This window comes from Caulobacter sp. FWC2, assembly GCF_002742625.1.
In the GTDB taxonomy this organism is placed as follows: Bacteria; Pseudomonadota; Alphaproteobacteria; order Caulobacterales; family Caulobacteraceae; genus Caulobacter.
The window spans coordinates 3029852-3048705 of the sequence record NZ_PEBF01000001.1 but is presented as its reverse complement, the minus strand read 5'-3'; the positions used below and the strand labels follow the sequence as shown (position 1 = coordinate 3048705).

The following is an 18854-nucleotide window of genomic DNA, read 5'->3' as shown; positions in this document are numbered from 1 at the left end:
TCGTATGCGCGGTGTCCAGGCTCCTATGGCGTGTCTAGGTTATCAATGTTCTCCTAGCGTCAAACGGACGTTTGCATCCGGCTTGCGGCTGTGCTCTCTGGTCGGCGAACGCGCTCGATCAAACAGGGCGTGACGTCAAAACCGGGAGAGTAGAATGAGCCAGGCCGCCACCCAGGATGCGCCGCAGGGCGCCAAGCCCGTTCCGTGGCCCGCGATGTCCGTGCAGCAGGCCTACGCCTTGATCACCCAGCCCGGGACGCCCGGCGAGATGGAGGAGATCGAGATCCGGGGCGTGAAGACCCGGGTGTGGAAGAACGCTCCCCCCACCTTGCGCGACACGCTGCTGATGGGCCGCGCGCACGGCGAAAAGATCTTCCTGGTGCACGAGGACGAGCGGGTCAGCTTCGAGGCTTTCTACCGCGCCGTGACCCACATGGCCGCCGAGCTTCAGGCGTTCGGCGTCGAGAAGGGCGACCGGGTCGCGATCGTGATGCGCAACCTGCCCGAATGGCCGGTGGCTTTCTACGCGGCGGCGTCGCTGGGCGCGATCGTCACGCCTCTGAACGCCTGGTGGACCGGTCCGGAACTGGAATATGGCCTGGTCGATTCCGGCGCCAAGGTCGCCATCGTCGATGTCGAGCGCTACGAGCGCCTGGCCGAACACCTTCACAACTGTCCGGAGCTGAAGCGGGTCTATGTCAGCCGCTCGCCTGAGGAGATCGCCCATCCCTATGTGATCCATCTGGAAGGGGTGATCGGCGGCGCCAACGACTGGGCCAAGCTGGACGAGAAGCCGCTGCCGACCGTGGCGATCTCGCCCGACGACGACGCGACGATCTTCTACACCTCGGGCACCACGGGGAAGCCCAAGGGCGCGATCGGCACGCATCGCAACGTCAACAGCAACATCTTCGCCGCCGCCGCCGCCGGCGCCCGCGCCTTCCTGCGCCGTGGCGAAGCGCCGCCCCAGCCCGATCCCAGCCTGCCGCAGAAGGGCTCGCTGCTGTCGGTGCCGTTCTTCCACGCCACGGGCTGCTTCGCGGTGTTGAACCCCTCGTTGTTCGGCGGGGCCAAGCTGGCCATGATCCGCAAGTGGGATCCGGAAAAGGCCATGCAGCTGATCCAGGACGAGAAGCTGACCCAGATGGGCGGTGTCCCGACCATCGCCTGGCAGATCATCGAGCATCCCTCGCGTCCCAACTACGACCTCTCGTCGCTGGAGGCCGTCGCCTATGGCGGCGCGCCCTCGGCTCCGGAGTTGGTGCGCAAGATCAAGGAACTGTGGCCCAAGTCCTCGCCGGGCAATGGCTGGGGCATGACCGAGACCTCCGCGACGGCGACCTCCAACTCAGCGGAAGACTACGAGAACCGCCCCGACAGCTGCGGTCCCGCCGTGCCGGTCACGGACCTGAAGATCATGACCGTCGAGAAGCCCTATCGCGAGCTGCCGATCGGCGAGGTTGGCGAGCTGTGGTGCCGGGGTCCGCAGGTCGTGCGCGGCTACTGGAACAAGCCCGAGGCCAGCGCCGACACCTTCGTCGACGGCTGGGTGCGCACCGGCGATCTGGCGCGTCTCGACGCCGAGGGCTTCTGCTTCATCATCGACCGCGCCAAGGACATGCTGATCCGCGGCGGCGAGAACATCTACTGCATCGAGGTCGAGAACTGTCTCTATGACCACCCGGCGGTGATGGACGCGGCCCTCGTCGGCATCCCGCACAAGACCCTAGGCGAAGAGCCGGCGGCCGTCGTCACCCTGAAGTCAGGCGCTGAAGCCACCGAAGCCGAACTGCGCGCCTTCGTCGCTGATCGTCTGGCGGCCTTCAAGGTGCCGGTGAAGGTCGTCTTCTGGCACGAGACCTTGCCGCGCAACGCCAATGGCAAGATCATGAAGAACGAACTGAAGAAGGTGTTCGTCGAGGGCTGATCTCGGCGTCCGCCGCGAGACAGAACGGGCCCGCATCGGTTGATGCGGGCCCTTTTCGTTTACAGGCTCACCGGCGGCTTGCGGTGCGCCCAGGGTTGGGCTTCCTCCAGCTGATAGGCCAGCTGGAACAGCAGCGCCTCGCCGCCCGCGCGGCCGGCCAGCTGAACGCCCACGGGCAGGCCGTCCGGCGTCCGGTGCAGCGGCACACTCATCGACGGCGCGCCGGCGACGTTCTGGACCGGGGTGTAGCCGACATAGCTGGTCAGGCGGGCCTGCAGATCTTGGAACGGCACCCAGCCGGCGACATAGCCCAGCTCGACCGGCGGCTTGCCCAGCACCGGCGACAGGATGATGTCGTACTTGGTCAGCCAAGCGTCATAGGCCTTGGTATTGTCATTCAGGCGCGCGATGGCGGCGGGTAGGGCGCCGGCGGGAAGCTGGCCGACCAGCTCGGCCATGCCCAGGCTGAAGGGCTCCAGCACGCTGGAATCGGGTTTGTGGCCGATGGCCTTGCCGATGCCGGCGACCAGTTCGGCCGCGCCGCTGGCCCACAGGACGGTGAAGTCCTGGCCGAACTGGGCGCCATCCATCGGCCAGGCGGTCGGCTCGACCTTGTGACCCAGGCTCTCCAGCAGCTTGGCGGCGTTGTTGACGGCGGTCTGCACTTCCGGATCTGGCGTCACACCCGTGCCCGTGGCCATGAGCAGGCCGATCTTCAGCTTCCGCTTCAGTGGTTCAGAGACCACGCCCACCGGCTTGAACACCGCGTCGGCGCCGGTGCGTTCAGTGGCGGCGAACAGGGCGGCCGAGTCGCGGACGCTGTGCGAGACGCAGTGAGCGACCGAGATGTCGAGGCCGCGCGCGACGGGGCGGCCTTCCAGCATCCGGCCGCGCGAGGGCTTCAGGCCGAACAGGCCGCAGTTGGAGGCTGGGATGCGGATGGAGCCGCCGCCGTCGGTGGCGTGGGCGATCGGGATCATGCCCGAGGCCACGGCCGCCGCCGCGCCGCCCGAGGAGCCGCCCGACGAGCGGTCCGTGTTCCAGGGATTGCGGGTGGGCTGGAAGCCCATCGGTTCGGTGGTCGGCAGGAAGCCGTATTCCGGCGTCGCCGACTTGCCGATCACCACGAAGCCGGCCGCGTCAAAGGCGTCGACATACTTGGTTTGCGTGGTCTCCGGCGGGGCGCGCAGGCCGCTACGCGAACCGTTGCGGGTGGGCAGGCCCTTATAGGGGTCCAGGTCCTTGACCATGAAGGGCACGCCCGCGAAAGGCCCCGACAGCTGGCCGGCCTTGGCCTTGGCCAGGGCGCGGTCGAAGTCCGAGGTGACGATCGCGCCGACCTGGGGCTGCAGGGCTTCGGCCTTGCGGATGGCGTCCTCGACCACCTCGGCGGCGCTGACCTCCTTGCGACGGATGCGGCCGGCCAGCTCGGTGGCGTCGGGAGTCCAGGGCGCGGGCGATGACATCGATTTGGGCTTTGCCTTCACTGAAGATGCGGCCGCCACGGCGGCGGATGCGGCCAGCAGGCCACGACGAGTGAATCGCATCGGTTTCTCTCCCCCTCGGCATCTTTGCGTGCCGGTGAACGGCGTTCAGTTGAACCCGAAGAGACCTGGGCCGCAAGCCCGTGCTAGACGGCGGTCTGAACTTTCGAGGAGGCCGCGTGGCCCGCAAGCGTATCGATCTGTTGCTCGTCGAGCGAGGCGTCGTCGACAGCCGCGTCAAGGCCCGCGCGGCCGTGGAAGCCGGACTGGTCACCGTCAATGGCAAGGTGATCACCAAGCCGGCCGATACGGTCGACCAGCATGCCCAGATCATCGCCGAAGCCGCCCATCCGTGGGTCGGGCGTGGGGCGCTGAAGTTGCTTCACGCGCTGGACCTGTGGCCGGTGGTCGTGGAGGGCCGCGTGGCCCTCGACGTCGGCGCGTCCACGGGCGGGTTCACCGAAGTCCTGCTGTCGCGCGGGGCGGAGAGGGTGTTCGCGGTCGATGTGGGCCGTGACCAGCTGCACGCCAAGCTGAGGGACGATCCGCGCGTCATCGACCTGTCGGGCGTCGACGCCCGGGTGCTGGACGAGACGGTGATCTCGATCGCGCCGACCCTGGTGGTCAGCGACGTCAGCTTCATCGCCCTGACCAAGGCCCTGCCGATGGCGCTGGCGCTCGCTGCGCCAGGCGCGGACCTGGTGGCGCTGATCAAGCCGCAGTTCGAGGCCGGCCGCGACTTCGTCGGAAAGGGCGGGCTGGTCAAGGATCCCGAGATCATCGCCCGTTGCGAGCGCGAGGTCGTGGAATTCCTCGAAGCCTCGGGTTGGACAGTCAATGGCCTGACCGAAAGCCCGATCACGGGCGGCGACGGCCAGGTCGAACGTCTCGTCTGGGCGACAAAGGCCTGAAACGAAATCGGCCGCCCCGGTTAGGGGGCGGCCGATGGTCTTCCACACAAGCCAGGTCGGGGACCTAGTCGACGACCTGGTACTTGCCGTTGCCGTCAGGGCAGACGCGCACGAAGCGCTTCTGGACGCGGCCGTCCGGCAGGTAGATCGGGCTCTCGGCCAGGGTGCAGCCATTGACGTCGGCCTGGCCGCTGACGCGTTCGTTCACCCGGTAGCCGTTTTGACGATCATATGAGCGGTCGTATGAGCGGTCGTAGTAGCTGTCGCGTTGAGCGTCGCGACGGACCTGCTCGTACGGGACCGGGCGGTAATCGTCGTCATAACCGTCGTTGTAGGCGCGCGGCGGCGGGGGAGGCGGCGGCGGGGCGATGTTGCTGCCCGGGGTGCAGGCCGCCGAGCTCTTGCCGGCCATCGAGCCGACCACGGCGCCCAGAAGACCGCCGACGACCGAACCGTCGGTGCGGTGACCGCGGGCAGCGATTCCGCTGCCCAGCGCCATGCCGATGGCGCCGCCGGCGAGAGCCCCGCCGGTGGTGCGGTTGGCCGTCGAGCGCTGGCATTGGTCGTAGTAGTAGCCCTGGTTGCTGTAGGCGCCGCCATAGCTCGAGCCATACGGTTGCGAGCCGTAAGGCGTCGTTCCGTAAGACTGGGCCGAGGCCAGGGTCGGCGTCAGCACGCCACAGACGAGGGCGGCGGTGACGCCCAGAACGGTCTTGATCATCGGAGTCCTGCTCGTTGAGGCGGTCATGGTCATGAGAGAGCTTGTCTTTTTGTGGGCGTCCGGGTTTTCACCGGTCCGCCGAGGCCCATCCGTTGATGTAGGTGTGACATCGCCAACATGAATGGTCGCTGACGGGACTATTCAGCTTCGTTGAACCGCACCGAAAATCGTTCGTCGCGCGCGCTCAAGCCCCGATTTTGGGGTATGGACACGTCATGCAAGACATGATGATCAGCGCCATCGGCGCGCAAGGCGACGGACTCGCCCGCTTCGACGACGGCAAGCCGGCCTTCGTGCCCCTGACCCTGCCGGGTGAAACCGTGCGGGCGCGGATGGAGGGCGCGCGCGGCGAGATCGTGGAGATCCTGGCCGCCAGCGCCGACCGGGTGACGCCACCCTGCAAGTATTTCGGCCATTGCGGCGGCTGCGCCCTGCAGCACTGGGCGGCGGAGCCCTATCTCGGCTGGAAGGCCGAGCAGATCCGCATCCAGCTGTCGATGGAAGGCCTGGAGACCGAGATCCTGCCGACCTTCGCGTCGCCGCCTGCCTCGCGCCGCCGCGTGGCGCTGCACGCCCGCAAGGGCCCCAAAGGGCAGGGCGCGTTGCTGGGTTTCAAGGAGCGTCGCTCCTGGAATCTCGTGCCGATCGACGAATGCCCGGTCACCGATCCGCGCTTGGTGGCGGCGTTCCCGGCCTTGGCGCGGCTGGCCGAGCCGTTCCTGGAGCACCCGAAGTCGGCCCCGACCCTGCACGTCACCCTGACGGCGACGGGCCTCGACATCGACGTCACCGGCGTCGAGCGCAAGAGTGGCGGGCTGTCGGCCGACGCCCGCATGCGCGCGGCCATGGCGGCCAGCGAGGGCGACTTCGCCCGGGTGACGCTGGCGGGCGAGACTGTCTATGGCGCGCGCCAGCCGATGGTGAAGTTGGGCCCCGCCGTGGTCGCCCTGCCGCCGGGCAGCTTCCTGCAGGCCGTGCCAGCCGCCGAGCGCGCCATGGTCGAATTCGCCGTCGCCCAGGCGCAGGGCGCATCAAAGATCGCCGACCTCTATTGCGGCGTCGGCACCTTCACGTTCCGCCTGGCCGAGGTTGGCGCGGTCTACGCCGCCGAGGTGAGCGCGCCTTCCATCGCCGCCCTGAAAGCCGCGATCGGCGCCGCGCCAGGCCTGAAGCCGATCACCGCCGAGGCGCGTGACCTAGTCAAACGCCCGACGCTGAGCACCGAGCTGGCCAAGACCGATGTCGTGGTCATCGACCCGCCGCGCGCCGGCGCCGCCGAGCAGACGGTCGAGATCGCCAAGTCCAAGGTCGCCAAGGTGGTCAGCGTCTCGTGCAATCCCGGGACCTTCGCCAAGGACGCCCGCGCCCTGGTCGACGCCGGCTTCCGGCTGGAGAAGGTGCTACCGGTGGACCAGTTCGTCTGGTCGCCCCATATTGAGCTGGTCGGGGTCTTCACGCGCTAAAGGCCCATGGGGAACCCAGGATGGACGAGCGACGCAGCAGAGCCGCCTTCGCGGTCGACGCGGTAGGTCAGCGCGCCAGGGCGGCGGTCAAGGCAGCCTGGTGGACGGCGACGGGCTCGCTGGCCCGCTCCATGACCCGACCGACCCAGGGCGAGCAGGCGAGAAGCTTCGAGCCAACGGCCGCGCCGCCGACCAAGGGGAGTTTGCGCCGCGCCTATCTGGAGGCGTTCGAAAAGGACGCCCGCGATGTCGCCGCCGGCCTCTACCCCGCCATCGAGGACGGTCCGGTCCGCCCCTCCGCCGCCGTGCGCGAGGCCGCCGACTTCATCGCCGACGCTTTCGAGGTCGACCAGCGCCGCCGGCGCGGCGACGGCGTCGAGGTGCGGGGCGAGAGCAATAGCCAAGCCTATCCAAACTATTATCGCCAGAACTTCCACTATCAGTCCGGCGGCTGGTTCACGCCGGAAAGCGCACGCCGCTACGACGCCCAGGTCGAGGCGCTGTTCTCCGGCACGGCCGGAGCCATGCGGCGACGCGGCCTGTCGCTGTTGGCCAAACACTGGCGAGGCCGCGATCACCGCGACGCCAAAATTCTCGATACGGCCTGCGGTTCCGGCGCGTTCTTGAAGGACCTGAAGGCGACGTTCCCGCGCGCGGCCATCGCGGGACTGGACCTGTCGGAGGCCTATCTGGCGCAGGCGCGCAAACGGACGGGCGCGGGCGGGATCAAGGCCAATGCCGAAGCGCTTCCGATCGCGGATTCTTCTTTGGACGCGGTCAGTTGTGTCTATCTCTTCCACGAGCTGCCGCCGCGCGTGCGGCCCGTCGTGGCGGCCAGCCTGGCGCGGGTGCTCAAACCCGGCGGCGTGCTGGTCTTCGTCGACTCCGTGCAGCCCTCCGACACGCCGGACCTGGCGCGCCTGCTGGAGGCCTTCCCGGTCTATTTCCATGAGCCGTACTACGGCAGCTACGCGCAGACCGATCTGGTCGCCTTGTTCACGCAAGCCGGCCTGAAGCTGATCGGCGAGGACCGCGCCTTCCTGACCAAGGCCTTGCTGCTGGAGAAACCCCTCAGCTAAGCAAGGATGGGGGGCGGCGTTTTGCAGGCTTACGAGTCGGGACGACGGTACGAGGCGCTGGACGGCCTGCGCGGCGTCGCTGCCGTGGGCGTCATGCTCTACCACATCGGCGGCTGGACCGGCCGGCCCTGGCTGGTCGGTCACGGCTATCTGGCCGTCGACTTCTTCTTCTGCCTGTCCGGCTTCGTCCTGGCCCACGCCTATGGCCGGCGCCAGATCGGTTGGTGGGGTTTCCTGCGTCAGCGGCTGACGCGGCTGTGGCCGCTGATCGCCCTGACCATGCTGGCCGGCGCGACGGTGATCATCCAGCATCGCGAGCGCGTGCCGGAGTGGCTGATCCTGGGCCTCCTGATGGTTCCTCGCTTGTGGGCCGAGGAGCCGGGCTTCGCGCCGATTTTCCCTTTGAATCCGCCGGCCTGGTCGCTGTTCTTCGAGCTGGCGGTCGGAGCGCTGTGGTTCCCGATCCGGCGGCTGGGCGTCCTGGGGCACGTGGCGATGATTGTGCTGCTGATCCCGGTGATGGCCTATATCGCCCAGGGGATGGGCGGGGTGCTGACGGGCTGGGACCGGGCGACGTTCTTCATCAGCTTTCTGCGGACGGTGTTTTCGTTCCTGCTGGGTTGGGGCTGCTATCGGATCCAGCCGTTCACCGGCTTCAGGGCCCCCGCCTGGCTGCTGGCCCTTATCCTGGCCGCCATCCTGTGTTTCCCGTGGACGCCGCTGAACTGGGTCTACGACTATGTCTGCATGAGCCTGGTCTTTCCGCTGATCGTGCTGGCCGGGCGGCGGGATCCGGGCGGCTTCCAGGGAAAGCTGGCCCGCGTCTCCGGCGCGATCTCCTACCCCCTCTACGCGCTGCACTGGCTGGGCTGGGAGCTGATGCTGAGGCTGTTCCGAGCCTTGGGCGGGCACGGCTATCCGCTGGCCTTCGCGGCCGTGGCGATCCCGGTGATCCTGGCCTTCGCCTGGGCGGTGCTGAAGCTCTATGACGAGCCCGTTCGCCGCCGGCTGCGGCGCCTCTAGAGAATTTTCGACCTCGTGTCGGATGCGGGCATAGTCCACCGTCCTAGGGATCAGAGACGAGGATCGCCCATGCTCTACGCCATACTCTGCTACAACCAGGAAGACGTGATCTGCGGCTGGTCCAAGGCGCATGAGGACGGCGTCATGGAGAAACTGGGCGTCGTCCAGGAGAAGCTGGCGCGCGAGGGCCGGCTGGGCCCCGTCGCCCGCCTGATGCCGACCACGGCCGCCACCACCCTGCGCAAGGATCGTGAGCCGCCTCTGGTGCTGGACGGACCGTTCGCCGAGACCAAGGAGCAGCTCCTGGGCTTCTACGTGGTGGACTGCGACAGTCTGGACGGCGCGCTCGACATCGCCAAGGACCTGGGCAAGGCCAATCCCGGCGGCTCCTACGAGATCCGTCCGATCGCGCTGTTCAACCCGGCCCCGAATCCGACGTTCGCCGGCCAGGAGTCTGGCGGCCAGGAGTCCGCCGAAACGTGACCGACCTCGGGTGGATCGAAGGGGCGATCAGCGCCGCGCGGCCCCAGGCCGTGGCGGCGCTGCTGCGCTACTTCCGGGACATGGATGCGGCCGAGGAGGCGTTCCAGGACGCCTGCCTGCGCGCCCTGAAGGCCTGGCCCAAGAACGGTCCGCCCCGCGACCCGACCGCCTGGCTGATCATGGTCGGCCGCAACGCCGCCATCGACGCCGTCCGCAAGACCAGCCGCCACGTGGCCCTGCCGCCCGAGGAACTGCTCTCCGACCTTGAGGACGCGGAGGCGCAGGCCGCCGAGCGGCTGGACGGCTCGCACTATCGCGACGACGTGCTGCGGTTGCTGTTCATCTGCTGCCATCCGGACCTGCCGGCCACCCAGCAGATCGCCCTGGCCCTGCGTATCGTCTCGGGTCTGTCGGTGCGCGAGATCGCCCGCGCCTTCGTGGTCAGCGAGGCGGCCATGGAGCAGAGGATCACCCGCGCCAAGGCCCGCATCGGGGCCGGCGAGGCGACCTTTGAAGCGCCGGGGCCGGTCGAGCGCGCCGAGCGCTTCGCGACCGTGGCGGCGATGCTCTACCTCGTCTTCAACGAAGGCTATTCGGCCAGCGGCCAGGCGGTCGAGGCCAAGGGCGGACTGTGCGACGAGGCCATCCGCCTGGCGCGCCTGCTGCTGCGCCTGTTCCCGGCCGAGCCGGAGATGATGGGCCTGACCGCGCTGCTCCTGCTGCAGCACGCCCGCGCCGACGCGCGTTTCGCCGCCGACGGCGCGGCGATCCTGCTGGAGGATCAGGATCGAAGCCTCTGGAATCGCAAGATGATCGGCGAGGGGCTCGCCCTGATCGACAAGGCGATGCTGAAGCGCGATCCGGGGCCGTACCAGGTCCAGGCCGCCATCGCCGCCCTGCATGCCCGCGCCGCCACGGCCGGTGATACCGACTGGCTCGGCATCGATGCGCTCTACGCTACGTTGGAGATCATGCAGCCCTCGCCGGTGATCACGCTGAACCGCGCGGTGGCGACGGCGAAGGTGCGCGGCCCGGTGGCGGCGCTGGCGATGATCGAACCGTTGGGCGCGCGGCTGAACGCCTATTTTCACTATCACGGCGCGCGCGGCGCCTTCCTGCTGCAGGCCGGGCGCAAGGCCGAGGCGCGGGAAGCTTTCGATCGCGCGATTTCGCTGGCCAACACCGCGGCCGAGGCCGCCAATATCCGCCAATATCTCGACCGCGTCGCGGCCGAGGCGGGGTAGAGGGAGAGGGGCATATGCTGGTTCTGAAGATCGTTCTGGGGGTGATCGCGATCGCCGTCATCGCGCTGCTGGGTCTGGCCGCCACGCGGCCGGACAGGTTCATGGTCAAGCGCGCCGCGACCATCAAGGCGCGGCCCGAGGCGCTGTCGGCTCTGGTCGAGGACTTCCACCAATGGCGGCTGTGGTCGCCCTGGGAGAAGATCGATCCCGACATGACCCGCGCCTATGGCGGCCCGGACAAGGGAGTCGGCGCGACCTATGCCTGGGTCGGCAGCGCCAAGGTCGGCACTGGCGACATGGAGATCACGCAAGTCACGCCGGGCCGCGAGGTCGCGTTCGACCTGCATTTCGTCAAGCCGTTCAAGGCCGACAATGTGGGGCGCTTCACCTTCGAGCCGGCTGGCGACTCCACCCTGGTCACTTGGTCCATGGAGGGCGCGAGCCCGTTCATGGCCAAGGTCATGGGCCTGGTCTTCGACATGGACAAGGTGGTCGGCAAGGATTTCGAAGCGGGCCTGGCCAACATGAAGGCCGAGGCTGAAAAGCCAGCCTGATCGGGCGCATGGTCAAGCTTGGTCGAGCTGGCGCATTTTCGCGTCGCGCAAAACTGTTCTTGTTATGTTCTGGTTAGCGGCGCATGATCGCGCCATGGCCGAGGCAGCGAAACGAGTCCCCGCTCCGCGCGGACGGGGCGCGAAGTCAAATCAAACCGGACGGTTCGAAGCTCGGACGCGCGAGACGTTCGATGATGGCTGGGGTGAGGACGAAGAGCCCAAGCAGCTGAAGACCGAGCTGCAGCCGATGAAGTCGCGGACGATCATCGCCCGCAACCAGAGCCCGGACATCGGCTTCGACCGCTCGATCAACCCTTATCGCGGCTGCAGCCACGGCTGCATCTACTGCTACGCCCGGCCTGCCCACGCCTATCTGGGCCTGTCGCCCGGGCTGGATTTCGAGAGCAAGATCTTCTTCAAGCCACATGCTGGCGAGCTGCTGGAGAAGGAACTGGCCAAGGCGTCGTACAAGCCGGCGACGATCCACATCGGCGGCGACACCGATCCCTACCAGCCCGACGAGAAGCAACTTCGGGTGACGCGACAGATCATCGAGGTGCTGGACCGCGTCAGCCACCCGTTCACGATCATCACCAAGTCGGCCCTGATCCTGCGCGACCTGGACGTGCTGAGCCGGATGGCCGAGCGCAAGCTGGCCCGGGTGGCGATCTCGATCACGACTCTGGACCGCCATCTGGCCCGCAGCATGGAGCCGCGTGCGGCCACGCCGGGCAAGCGGATCGAGGCGGTGCGGCGGCTGACCGACGCCGGCGTGCCGGTGACCGTGATGTTCGCGCCGGCCATTCCGGGCTTGAACGACCATGAGTGCGAGGCGGTGCTGGAGGCGGCGGCCAAGGCCGGCGCGCGCGGCGCGGGCTATGTCGCCCTGCGCCTGCCGCGCGAGATCGCTCAGCTGTTCCAGGAGTGGCTGGAGACCGACCATCCGGATCGGGCCAAGAAGGTGATGTCGCTGGTTCGCCAGATCCGCAAGGGCGAGACCTATAGCGCCAGTTGGGGCGAGCGGATGGTCGGCGACGGCCCGGTGGCCGAGGTGCTGCGTCAGCGCTTCCACCTGGCGGTCAAGAAGTTCGGGCTGGACCAGCCATGGGCGCCGCTGGACGCGACCCAGTTCACGCCGCCCAGGAAGCCGAGCGTGCAGATGGATTTGTTCGGGTAGCGCTCTGATTAGGAAGGCCTTGACCCCATCGCCGCCGCTGGCCAAGCAAGGCCATGATCTCCGTTGTCCTCGTCGCCTCCGAAGACCTTCAGGGCCTGGCCGCCCAAATGGCCATGCTGGTGCCCGCCGCCGTGGATGGGCTGGTCAAGGAGGTGGTGCTGGTCTCGGGCGGCGAGCCGGGCGTCGAGGCCTTGGCCGAGGATAGCGGCGCACGGCTGGTGACGACCCCCGGCGATCGCCTGGCGGCCGGCGCGGCGGTGGCGCGAGGGGACTGGATCCTGACCCTGCGCGCGACGCCGGTCCTGCGCGAAGGCTGGCGTGAGCCGGTCGAGAAGCACTTGGCCGGCGGGGCGGGCGGCGCGGCGGTTCTGGCGGCTCCGGGCGGCTTGTTCAGCAAGCTCTCGCCGCGCCTGCATGGCGTGCTCGTGCGGCGGCTCGACTGGCCTATGGGCGGCGGTGACGAAAAGGCCCTGGCCAAGGCGCTACGAGCCAAGCGGCTGGACTACTGAGGAAGCCTAGGGCTGAACCTGCGCCAACTGCGTCATCAACTGGTCGATCGACGTCGGGGCGGCGACCTGCGGGTCCAGGCGGAAGTCCACCGTCCGCGCGCCGCTGGCCACGGCGTCCAGGGTCTTGTTCTCCGCCCCCATCAACCGGCGATAGGTCCAGTAGCTGGCCATCACCTTCTCGACGTAGTTGCGGGTCTCCTTGAACGGCAGGCTCTCGATCAGCAGCAGGGTGTCGCAGTCCGCGCCCAGCTGGGCCGCCGTGCGGTTCAGGGTGGCCGGCCCGCCGTTGTAGGCGGCGACAGTGCGCAGCAGGTCGGGGCTCTTGACGCCGCGATCCATCAGCCAGGTGAAATAGTCCTGGCCGGCGCGCAGATTGTAGGCGGGATCGAACAGCGGGCTGTTGTCGGCCAGCAGCTTGTCGTCGCCCACCACGTCGGCGGCCGAGGACGGGCGCACCTGCATCAGCCCCATGGCGCCGGCGGCCGAGACGGCCATCGGGTCGAACCGGCTTTCCTGCCGCACCAGGGCGTAGACCATGGCCTTGTCGATGGTGAAGCCGCCGACCGGATCCAGCGGGGGCAGGGGATAGTCCTCGCCGCCCACCCGGCGCACCGGTCGGCCGGCGTTCAGCGGGGCGTTGGCGTTCAAGGCCAGGGCCAGGGCGGTCCAATCGTCGCGAAGTTCCTGGGTGTCGGCCAGAGAGAGGCCGGCGCGCAGCTCCATGCCCGCCTCGCGCCAGCGGCCGACCTGGGCCAGGGCGGTGGCGCGACGGGCGCGCGGATCGTTTTTCACCAGCTGTTCCAGCGAGGCGGTGTCGGGACCGACATAGCTGGCGCGGGTCAGCAGGCTGGCGATCGGGTCGTAGTTGTCTTCGGCGATCGTGACGCCCGCCATGGCCAGCTGCCGGACGGCGATCATGCCGTAGAAGGTGTGCGGCGAGCGGGCGGCTTCGCTCAGCAAGGCCTGGGCGTCGCGGCCGTGGCCGGCCTGGCTGGCCACGCGGGCCGCCCAGAAGGCGCCGGCGGCCCGCAGCCACTCGTCCTCGTGTTCGTCGTGGGCGACCTGCTCGAAATAGCTCTGGGCGGTGCGGTAGTCGCCCAGGCGATAGGCCGACAGGCCCGCGATCCAGGTCTCGCCGCCGGCCACGGCCAGGCTCAGGGCCTTCTGGACATCGCCGGAATAATAGGCTTCGCGAGCGGCGCGGCCCTTGTCGGCGGGCGGCGGCGCCGTTTCGTCGCCGATGAACAGTTCGGGCACGGGCGCGGCGGCGACGCGCTTGCGGGTCGGCTTGCGCTTGAGGGCCAGGGCGTAGACGCGGTCGGCGCCCGCCTCGTCGGCATAGGTGCGCAGCCAGCGGGTCAGGTCGTCGTAGCTGGCCGAAAAGCGAGTAGGGTGCATGACCTTGGCGAAGGCCAAGCGGCCGGCCAGGCTGCGATCATGGGCGTTGGCGAAGGCCGCGGCGGCGGCGTCGAAATCGCCCCGGTCGGTAGCGGCGAAGGCGGCGCGATAGGCGCGAACGTCTTCCGGAGACAAGGGGTCAAGAGCGCCCGCGAGCGCTGCGCCCCCCATGGAAAAGAGGGCCGTCGCGCACAGGAACAGGGCCGACAACACGGCCAAAGGACGAGCCAAAATCCGCAAAAACCGTTTCCGCGCTCCCCCGCAGGCGCGCGTCCCCCGTTCCGATTGGTCGAACGCAGTTCTAGTGCGGGCGGTCCGGACGATCAAGTCGCTCGGTCAGAGTCAGAAGATCCTGCCAGGCCTTCTTCTTCTGGGCGGGCGTGCGCAGCAGGAAGGCCGGGTGCAGGGTCGGCATGGCCGGCAGCTCGATGGACTTGTCCTCGGACAGCCATTCGAACCAGCGGCCGCGCATGGACAGGATGCCTTCCTCGCGCTTCAGCATGGCCTTGGCCGAGGCTCCGCCGGCCAACAGCAGCATCTTCGGCTTCACCAGGGCGATGGCGCGTTCGACGAACGGAGCGCACGTCGCCTGCTCCTGGGGCGTCGGCGTGCGGTTGCCGGGCGGGCGCCAGAAGACGGTGTTGGTGATGAAGACGCGGCCTTCCAGGCCGGCGGCCTGCAGCATGCGGTCCAGCAGCTTGCCGGCCCGACCGACGAACGGCTGGCCTTGGGCGTCCTCGTCGGCGCCGGGGCCTTCGCCGATGATCATCAGCGGTGCGTCGCCGACGCCGCGCGAGAACACGGCCTGCTTCGCCCCCTGCATCTTCAACGGGCAGCCGTCGAACGCGGCTATGGCGGCGGCCAGGCTTTCCAGGTCGTCACAGGCGGCCGCGGCGGCCTTGGCGGCGGCGACGGCGGTGCCGACATCAGGGCCGCGCGCCAGGGTCAGGCCCGGACGAGCGACGGGCGGCGGGGGAGGCGGCGGCTGGCTGCGAGCCCGCAGCATCGCCGCGCCTTCGGCCAGGCGGTCGATCGGCGCGTCCGCGTAGGACGTGTCGACACCCGCATCGGCCCAGAAGGCTAGCAGGCTTTCGACGGCGCGTTGATCGACGGCGAGGCTCATGAGAACGTAATTAGAGCGTGGCAGCCAAAAGTGTGAGCGGTTTTGGCGTCCGCCACGCTCAAAAAGTATGGGATCGAGCCTGCCTTGCGCGGGCTCGGTCGCGGAATGTCGCCGGGCTCCACGCTGCGTCGCAGCAAAAAAGAGGCGCTAGGCGCTTGACCGCCACTGCGTCACGTTCGGATAAGCTCTGATTCAAACAGTCATAAGACGGGCGGCCGAGCCCCCTTTACCGGGAGACCCCATGAGCGAAGACCTCGAACGCGAGTCGATGGAATACGACGTCGTCATCGTCGGCGGTGGTCCCGCGGGCCTTTCCGCGGCCATCCGCCTGAAGCAACTGGCCGCCAAGGCCGGGACTGAGATTTCCGTGGCCTTGCTGGAAAAGGGCTCGGAAGTCGGCGCCCACATCCTGTCGGGCGCGGTGATCGATCCCAAGGGCCTGGCCGAACTCTTCCCCAACTGGAAAGAAGAAGGCGCGCCGCTGGAGACTCCGGTCACCAAGGACCGCTTCAAGCTGCTGGGTCCGCAGGGCGAGCTTACCCTGCCGATGTTCGCCATGCCGCCGTTCATGCACAACCACGGCTGCTACATCGCCTCGCTGGGCAACCTGACCCGCTGGCTAGCCGGCAAGGCCGAGGAGCTGGGCGTCGAGATTTATCCGGGCTTCGCCGCCTCGGATCTGGTCTGGAATGAAGACGGCTCGGTGAAGGGCGTCGTCGTCGGCGTCGTCGGCATCGCCAAGGACGGCCACCACAAGCCGGACTTCCAGCCGGGCATGGAGCTGCACGGCAAGTACGTCTTCATCGCCGAGGGCGTGCGCGGCTCGCTGGCCAAGCAGCTGATCGAGAAGTTCGATCTGTCGGCCGGCAAGTCGCCGCAGAAGTACGGCCTCGGCATCAAGGAGCTGTGGCAGGTCCCGCCCGAGAAGCACCAGCCCGGCCTGGCCGAGCACACCACCGGCTGGCCGCTGGACAACCAGACCGGCGGCGGCAGCTTCATGTACCACTTCGGGGACAACTACGTGGCCATCGGCTACGTCGTGCACCTGAACTACAAGAACCCGTGGATCTCGCCGTTCGACGAGTTCCAGCGCTTCAAGCAGCATCCGGGTGTGCGTCCGTACCTGGAAGGCGGCAAGCGCATCGCCTACGGCGCGCGGGCCATCACCGAGGGCGGCTATCAGTCGGTGCCGAAGCTGACCTTCCCGGGCGGCGTGCTGATCGGCTGCTCGGCCGGCTTCGTCAACGTGCCGCGCATCAAGGGCAGCCACAACGCCGTCAAGACCGGCATGATGGCCGCCGAGGCCGCCTATGAGGCGGTCCAGGCCGGCCGCGCCAGCGACGAACTGACCGGCTACCAGACCGCCTACGACAAGTCGTGGGTCGCCAAGGAGCTGAAGGTCGTCCGCAACGCCAAGCCGATGCTGGGCAAGTTCGGCACCGCCCTTGGCGGCGCGGTCAGCATGTTCGACATGTGGTGCACCCACCTGCTGGGCGGCTTCTCGTTCTTCGGCACCATGAAGCACGAGAAGACCGACGCGGCCTCGACCGGTTTGGCCAAGGACTACAAGCCGATCGTCTATCCCAAGCCGGATGGCGTGATCAGCTTCGACAAGCTGAGCTCGGTGTTCCTGTCGGCGACCAACCACGAGGAAGACCAGCCGGCGCACCTGAAGCTGAAGGACCCGTCGATCCCGATCTCGGTCAACCTGCCCAAGTACGGCGAGCCGGCGCGCCTCTACTGTCCGGCCGGCGTCTACGAGGTGCTCTATAACGAGCAAGGGTCCGATCCGCGCTTCCAGATCAACGCCCAGAACTGCGTCCACTGCAAAACTTGCGACATCAAGGATCCGTCGCAGAACATCGTCTGGACCACGCCGGAAGGCGGCGGCGGACCGAACTACCCCAACATGTAAATGGAACAGCCTCCCGGCCGTCGGCTGGGAGGCTTTTTCTTGCGACCGACCTCGAAACCACCGAGGGTGGCGGGATGACGCGTTTCAAAGTCCTCCTCGCCTGTGTTTCCGTTTCCGCCCTGGCGGCCTGCGCCCAGGGACCCAGCACGGTCACGCTACGAGGCCCCGTGGCGGGCTCGCCCCTGTTCGACACCCGCTCCTCGTATGGCCAGTTCCTGGCGGGCCAGGCGGCCCTGCGCGACGGCAAGTCCAAGGAAGCGGCCACCTATTTCGGCACGGCCGCGGTGCTGGGCGACGACCCGGGCGTGATCGGCGAACGCTCCTTCTCGGCCCTGCTGCTGGCCGGCGAGATCACCCGCGCCGCCGCCGCGGCCCCGACGGGTCCCGACGCCACCGAGGCCGTCCAGCGCATGGGCGTGCTCACGCGCGTGGTCGAGGCGCTGGCCACCAACAAGGGCAAGGACGCCCAGGCGCTGCTGAAGGCCGAGCCGCTCGGCTTTCCGCACCAGCAGGCCGCCGCGCTGCTGACGCCTTGGGCCGCTGCGGCGGCCGGCGACAACGAGGCCGCGATCGTCCAGCCGACCCTGCGCACCGACAGGCTGGTGCAGTATTTCGGCCAGCAGGGCCAGGCGCGCCTCTACGAGCGGGCCAAGCGCTATGACGAGGCCGAGACCGACTACAAGGCCCTGACCGGCAACGCCGCCACGGCCAGCATATTCACGATCGACTACGGCGCGTTCCTGGAGCGCCGCAAGCGCCACGATGACGCCGTGGCCCTGTACGATACGGCTCTACGCGCCGCGCCCAACGATACGGGCCTGCTGCGGGCTCGCGCCCGCGCCGCCGCCAAGGGCGCGCCGCCGCCGATGCCGACCCTGCGCCAGGGCGCGGCCGAGGGGCTGGTGGCCTGCGCCGCCACCTTCGCCGGTGAGCACCAGGCCCAGTTCGCCCTGGCCTATCTGCGCCTGGCTCTGCGCCTGGATCCCGCCCGTGACGAGGCGTGGGTTCTGGTCGGCGACCTGCTGAACCAGGGCGAGGATCCGCAGGGCGCGATCGAGGCCTATGGCCACGTGCCCTCGGGCTCGCCGCAGTACGCCTCGGCCCAGAGCAAGATCGCCTGGGCCTGGAACGAACTCGGCGACAAGGCCAAGGCGCTGGACGTCGCTCGCGCCGCCGCCACGGCCGCGCCCAACGAGCGCGACGCGCAACTGGCCCTGGCCGACCTGTTGCGGGCGGGCAGCCAGTGGAACGAGTCGGTGGCGGTGCTGGACAAGGTGGTCGAGCGCGAGAGCGCCACCCCTGACTGGCGCGTGCTCTATCTGCGCGCCGTCTCCCTGGAGCAGGCCAAGCGCTGGCCCGAGGCCGAGCGCGACCTGCAGGCGGCCCTGAAGATCAATCCGAACGAGCCGGAACTGCTGAACTTCCTCGGCTACAGCTGGATCGACCGCAACGAGCACCTGGCCGAGGCCCTGGCCATGGTCCAGAAGGCCGTCGCCGCCCGGCCGCAGTCGGGCGCCATGCTCGACAGCCTGGGCTGGGCCTATTACCGCCTCGGCGACTACAAGAACGCCGTCGAGAAGCTGGAAGGCGCCGTTGAGCTGGAGCCCGGCGATCCGGACGTCAACGGCCACCTGGGCGACGCCTATTGGCGGGTCGGTCGCAAGACCGAGGCTCAGTTCCAATGGCAGCGCGTGCTTAGCCTGGAGCCCGACGAAAAGCAGAAGGCCGAGTCCGAAGCCAAGCTGAAGAACGGCCTGGCCGCGACCGGCGCGGCGGCGACTGCGTCGACGGTGGCCCACAACTAGGCTATCGGGCTTTCGTCCGTTTCAGCTTGGGTCCAGAG

The 18854-nt window shown here is 68.5% G+C and carries 16 protein-coding genes and 1 pseudogene; 12 read left to right on the top strand and 5 right to left on the bottom strand.

Annotated features, from left to right (window positions below; all coding sequences use genetic code 11):
• Nucleotides 1-154 precede the first annotated feature (154 nt).
• Complete coding sequence (locus CSW62_RS14635; RefSeq protein WP_099578976.1) at nt 155-1927, top strand: class I adenylate-forming enzyme family protein; 1773 nt, start codon at nt 155-157, stop codon at nt 1925-1927.
• A gap of 59 nt (nt 1928-1986) precedes the next feature.
• Here CSW62_RS14635 and CSW62_RS14630 read toward each other — a convergent pair whose 3' ends face one another.
• Nucleotides 1987-3474 carry an amidase gene (locus CSW62_RS14630; protein ID WP_099578974.1) on the bottom strand — a complete coding sequence of 496 codons (1488 nt, stop codon included), beginning with the start codon at nt 3472-3474 and terminating at the stop codon, nt 1987-1989.
• 116 nt (nt 3475-3590) lie between these two features.
• Between CSW62_RS14630 and CSW62_RS14625 the strand changes: the two genes are divergently transcribed.
• Nucleotides 3591-4322 carry a TlyA family RNA methyltransferase gene (locus CSW62_RS14625; protein ID WP_099578972.1) on the top strand — a complete coding sequence of 244 codons (732 nt, stop codon included), beginning with the start codon at nt 3591-3593 and terminating at the stop codon, nt 4320-4322.
• A 64-nt stretch (nt 4323-4386) separates the two neighbouring features.
• Here CSW62_RS14625 and CSW62_RS14620 read toward each other — a convergent pair whose 3' ends face one another.
• The gene (locus CSW62_RS14620; RefSeq protein ID WP_233206691.1) at nt 4387-5043 is read right to left on the bottom strand and encodes a hypothetical protein; all 657 of its coding nucleotides are present in this window, start codon (nt 5041-5043) and stop codon (nt 4387-4389) included.
• A 215-nt stretch (nt 5044-5258) separates the two neighbouring features.
• On the opposite strand from CSW62_RS14620, the gene CSW62_RS14615 reads away from it, so the two are divergent.
• The 8 genes from CSW62_RS14615 to CSW62_RS14580 all read left to right on the top strand — a co-directional run bounded on the left by CSW62_RS14615 (nt 5259) and on the right by CSW62_RS14580 (nt 12575).
• Nucleotides 5259-6506, top strand: coding sequence for a class I SAM-dependent RNA methyltransferase (locus CSW62_RS14615; protein ID WP_099578968.1), 1248 nt, complete (start codon nt 5259-5261; stop codon nt 6504-6506).
• A 20-nt stretch (nt 6507-6526) separates the two neighbouring features.
• Nucleotides 6527-7585 carry a class I SAM-dependent methyltransferase gene (locus CSW62_RS14610; protein WP_099578966.1) on the top strand — a complete coding sequence of 353 codons (1059 nt, stop codon included), beginning with the start codon at nt 6527-6529 and terminating at the stop codon, nt 7583-7585.
• Between the two features lie 21 nt (nt 7586-7606).
• Nucleotides 7607-8608 carry an acyltransferase gene (locus CSW62_RS14605; RefSeq protein ID WP_233206690.1) on the top strand — a complete coding sequence of 334 codons (1002 nt, stop codon included), beginning with the start codon at nt 7607-7609 and terminating at the stop codon, nt 8606-8608.
• Between the two features lie 69 nt (nt 8609-8677).
• Nucleotides 8678-9091 (top strand): YciI family protein, encoded by a 414-nt coding sequence (locus CSW62_RS14600; RefSeq protein ID WP_099578962.1) that lies wholly within the window; start codon nt 8678-8680, stop codon nt 9089-9091.
• Nucleotides 9088-10335: an RNA polymerase sigma factor gene (locus tag CSW62_RS14595; protein ID WP_099578960.1), complete on the top strand. Its 1248-nt coding sequence runs from the start codon at nt 9088-9090 to the stop codon at nt 10333-10335. The genes CSW62_RS14600 and CSW62_RS14595 overlap by 4 nt, the downstream gene beginning before the upstream one ends.
• Before the next feature lie 14 nt (nt 10336-10349).
• The gene (locus CSW62_RS14590; RefSeq protein WP_099578958.1) at nt 10350-10889 is read left to right on the top strand and encodes an SRPBCC family protein; all 540 of its coding nucleotides are present in this window, start codon (nt 10350-10352) and stop codon (nt 10887-10889) included.
• Nucleotides 10890-10983: 94 nt separating this feature from the next.
• Nucleotides 10984-12066 carry a PA0069 family radical SAM protein gene (locus CSW62_RS14585; protein ID WP_099582311.1) on the top strand — a complete coding sequence of 361 codons (1083 nt, stop codon included), beginning with the start codon at nt 10984-10986 and terminating at the stop codon, nt 12064-12066.
• 53 nt (nt 12067-12119) lie between these two features.
• The gene (locus CSW62_RS14580; RefSeq protein WP_099578956.1) at nt 12120-12575 is read left to right on the top strand and encodes a cell wall biosynthesis glycosyltransferase; all 456 of its coding nucleotides are present in this window, start codon (nt 12120-12122) and stop codon (nt 12573-12575) included.
• Between the two features lie 6 nt (nt 12576-12581).
• Here the strand turns inward: CSW62_RS14580 and CSW62_RS14575 are convergent, their stop codons facing one another.
• The 3 genes and pseudogenes from CSW62_RS14575 to CSW62_RS27490 form a co-directional block, all read right to left on the bottom strand.
• On the bottom strand, nt 12582-14144 hold the full coding sequence (locus CSW62_RS14575; protein WP_099582310.1) for a lytic transglycosylase domain-containing protein: 1563 nt from the start codon (nt 14142-14144) through the stop codon (nt 12582-12584).
• 130 nt (nt 14145-14274) lie between these two features.
• Nucleotides 14275-15096 carry a uracil-DNA glycosylase gene (locus CSW62_RS14570; RefSeq protein WP_099578954.1) on the bottom strand — a complete coding sequence of 274 codons (822 nt, stop codon included), beginning with the start codon at nt 15094-15096 and terminating at the stop codon, nt 14275-14277.
• Between the two features lie 13 nt (nt 15097-15109).
• Nucleotides 15110-15187: pseudogene (locus tag CSW62_RS27490) on the bottom strand (hypothetical protein); the annotation flags it as partial.
• Nucleotides 15188-15337: 150 nt separating this feature from the next.
• On the opposite strand from CSW62_RS27490, the gene CSW62_RS14565 reads away from it, so the two are divergent.
• Nucleotides 15338-17011 carry an electron transfer flavoprotein-ubiquinone oxidoreductase gene (locus CSW62_RS14565; protein WP_099578952.1) on the top strand — a complete coding sequence of 558 codons (1674 nt, stop codon included), beginning with the start codon at nt 15338-15340 and terminating at the stop codon, nt 17009-17011.
• Nucleotides 17012-17085: 74 nt separating this feature from the next.
• The gene (locus tag CSW62_RS14560) at nt 17086-18816 is read left to right on the top strand and encodes a tetratricopeptide repeat protein (protein WP_099578950.1); all 1731 of its coding nucleotides are present in this window, start codon (nt 17086-17088) and stop codon (nt 18814-18816) included.
• Nucleotides 18817-18854: the final 38 nt, after the last annotated feature.

What these genes read in the sequence shown, in the direction of transcription:
- CSW62_RS14635 (WP_099578976.1), top strand. Translation starts at nt 155, where the DNA reads ATGAGCCAGGCCGCCACCCAGGATGCGCCGCAGGGCGCCAAGCCCGTT.
- CSW62_RS14630 (WP_099578974.1), bottom strand. Translation starts at nt 3,474, where the DNA reads ATGCGATTCACTCGTCGTGGCCTGCTGGCCGCATCCGCCGCCGTGGCG.
- CSW62_RS14620 (WP_233206691.1), bottom strand. Translation starts at nt 5,043, where the DNA reads ATGATCAAGACCGTTCTGGGCGTCACCGCCGCCCTCGTCTGTGGCGTG.
- CSW62_RS14615 (WP_099578968.1), top strand. Translation starts at nt 5,259, where the DNA reads ATGCAAGACATGATGATCAGCGCCATCGGCGCGCAAGGCGACGGACTC.
- CSW62_RS14610 (WP_099578966.1), top strand. Translation starts at nt 6,527, where the DNA reads ATGGACGAGCGACGCAGCAGAGCCGCCTTCGCGGTCGACGCGGTAGGT.
- CSW62_RS14600 (WP_099578962.1), top strand. Translation starts at nt 8,678, where the DNA reads ATGCTCTACGCCATACTCTGCTACAACCAGGAAGACGTGATCTGCGGC.
- CSW62_RS14590 (WP_099578958.1), top strand. Translation starts at nt 10,350, where the DNA reads ATGCTGGTTCTGAAGATCGTTCTGGGGGTGATCGCGATCGCCGTCATC.
- CSW62_RS14585 (WP_099582311.1), top strand. Translation starts at nt 10,984, where the DNA reads ATGGCCGAGGCAGCGAAACGAGTCCCCGCTCCGCGCGGACGGGGCGCG.
- CSW62_RS14580 (WP_099578956.1), top strand. Translation starts at nt 12,120, where the DNA reads ATGATCTCCGTTGTCCTCGTCGCCTCCGAAGACCTTCAGGGCCTGGCC.
- CSW62_RS14575 (WP_099582310.1), bottom strand. Translation starts at nt 14,144, where the DNA reads ATGGGGGGCGCAGCGCTCGCGGGCGCTCTTGACCCCTTGTCTCCGGAA.
- CSW62_RS14570 (WP_099578954.1), bottom strand. Translation starts at nt 15,096, where the DNA reads ATGAGCCTCGCCGTCGATCAACGCGCCGTCGAAAGCCTGCTAGCCTTC.
- CSW62_RS14565 (WP_099578952.1), top strand. Translation starts at nt 15,338, where the DNA reads ATGAGCGAAGACCTCGAACGCGAGTCGATGGAATACGACGTCGTCATC.
- CSW62_RS14560 (WP_099578950.1), top strand. Translation starts at nt 17,086, where the DNA reads ATGACGCGTTTCAAAGTCCTCCTCGCCTGTGTTTCCGTTTCCGCCCTG.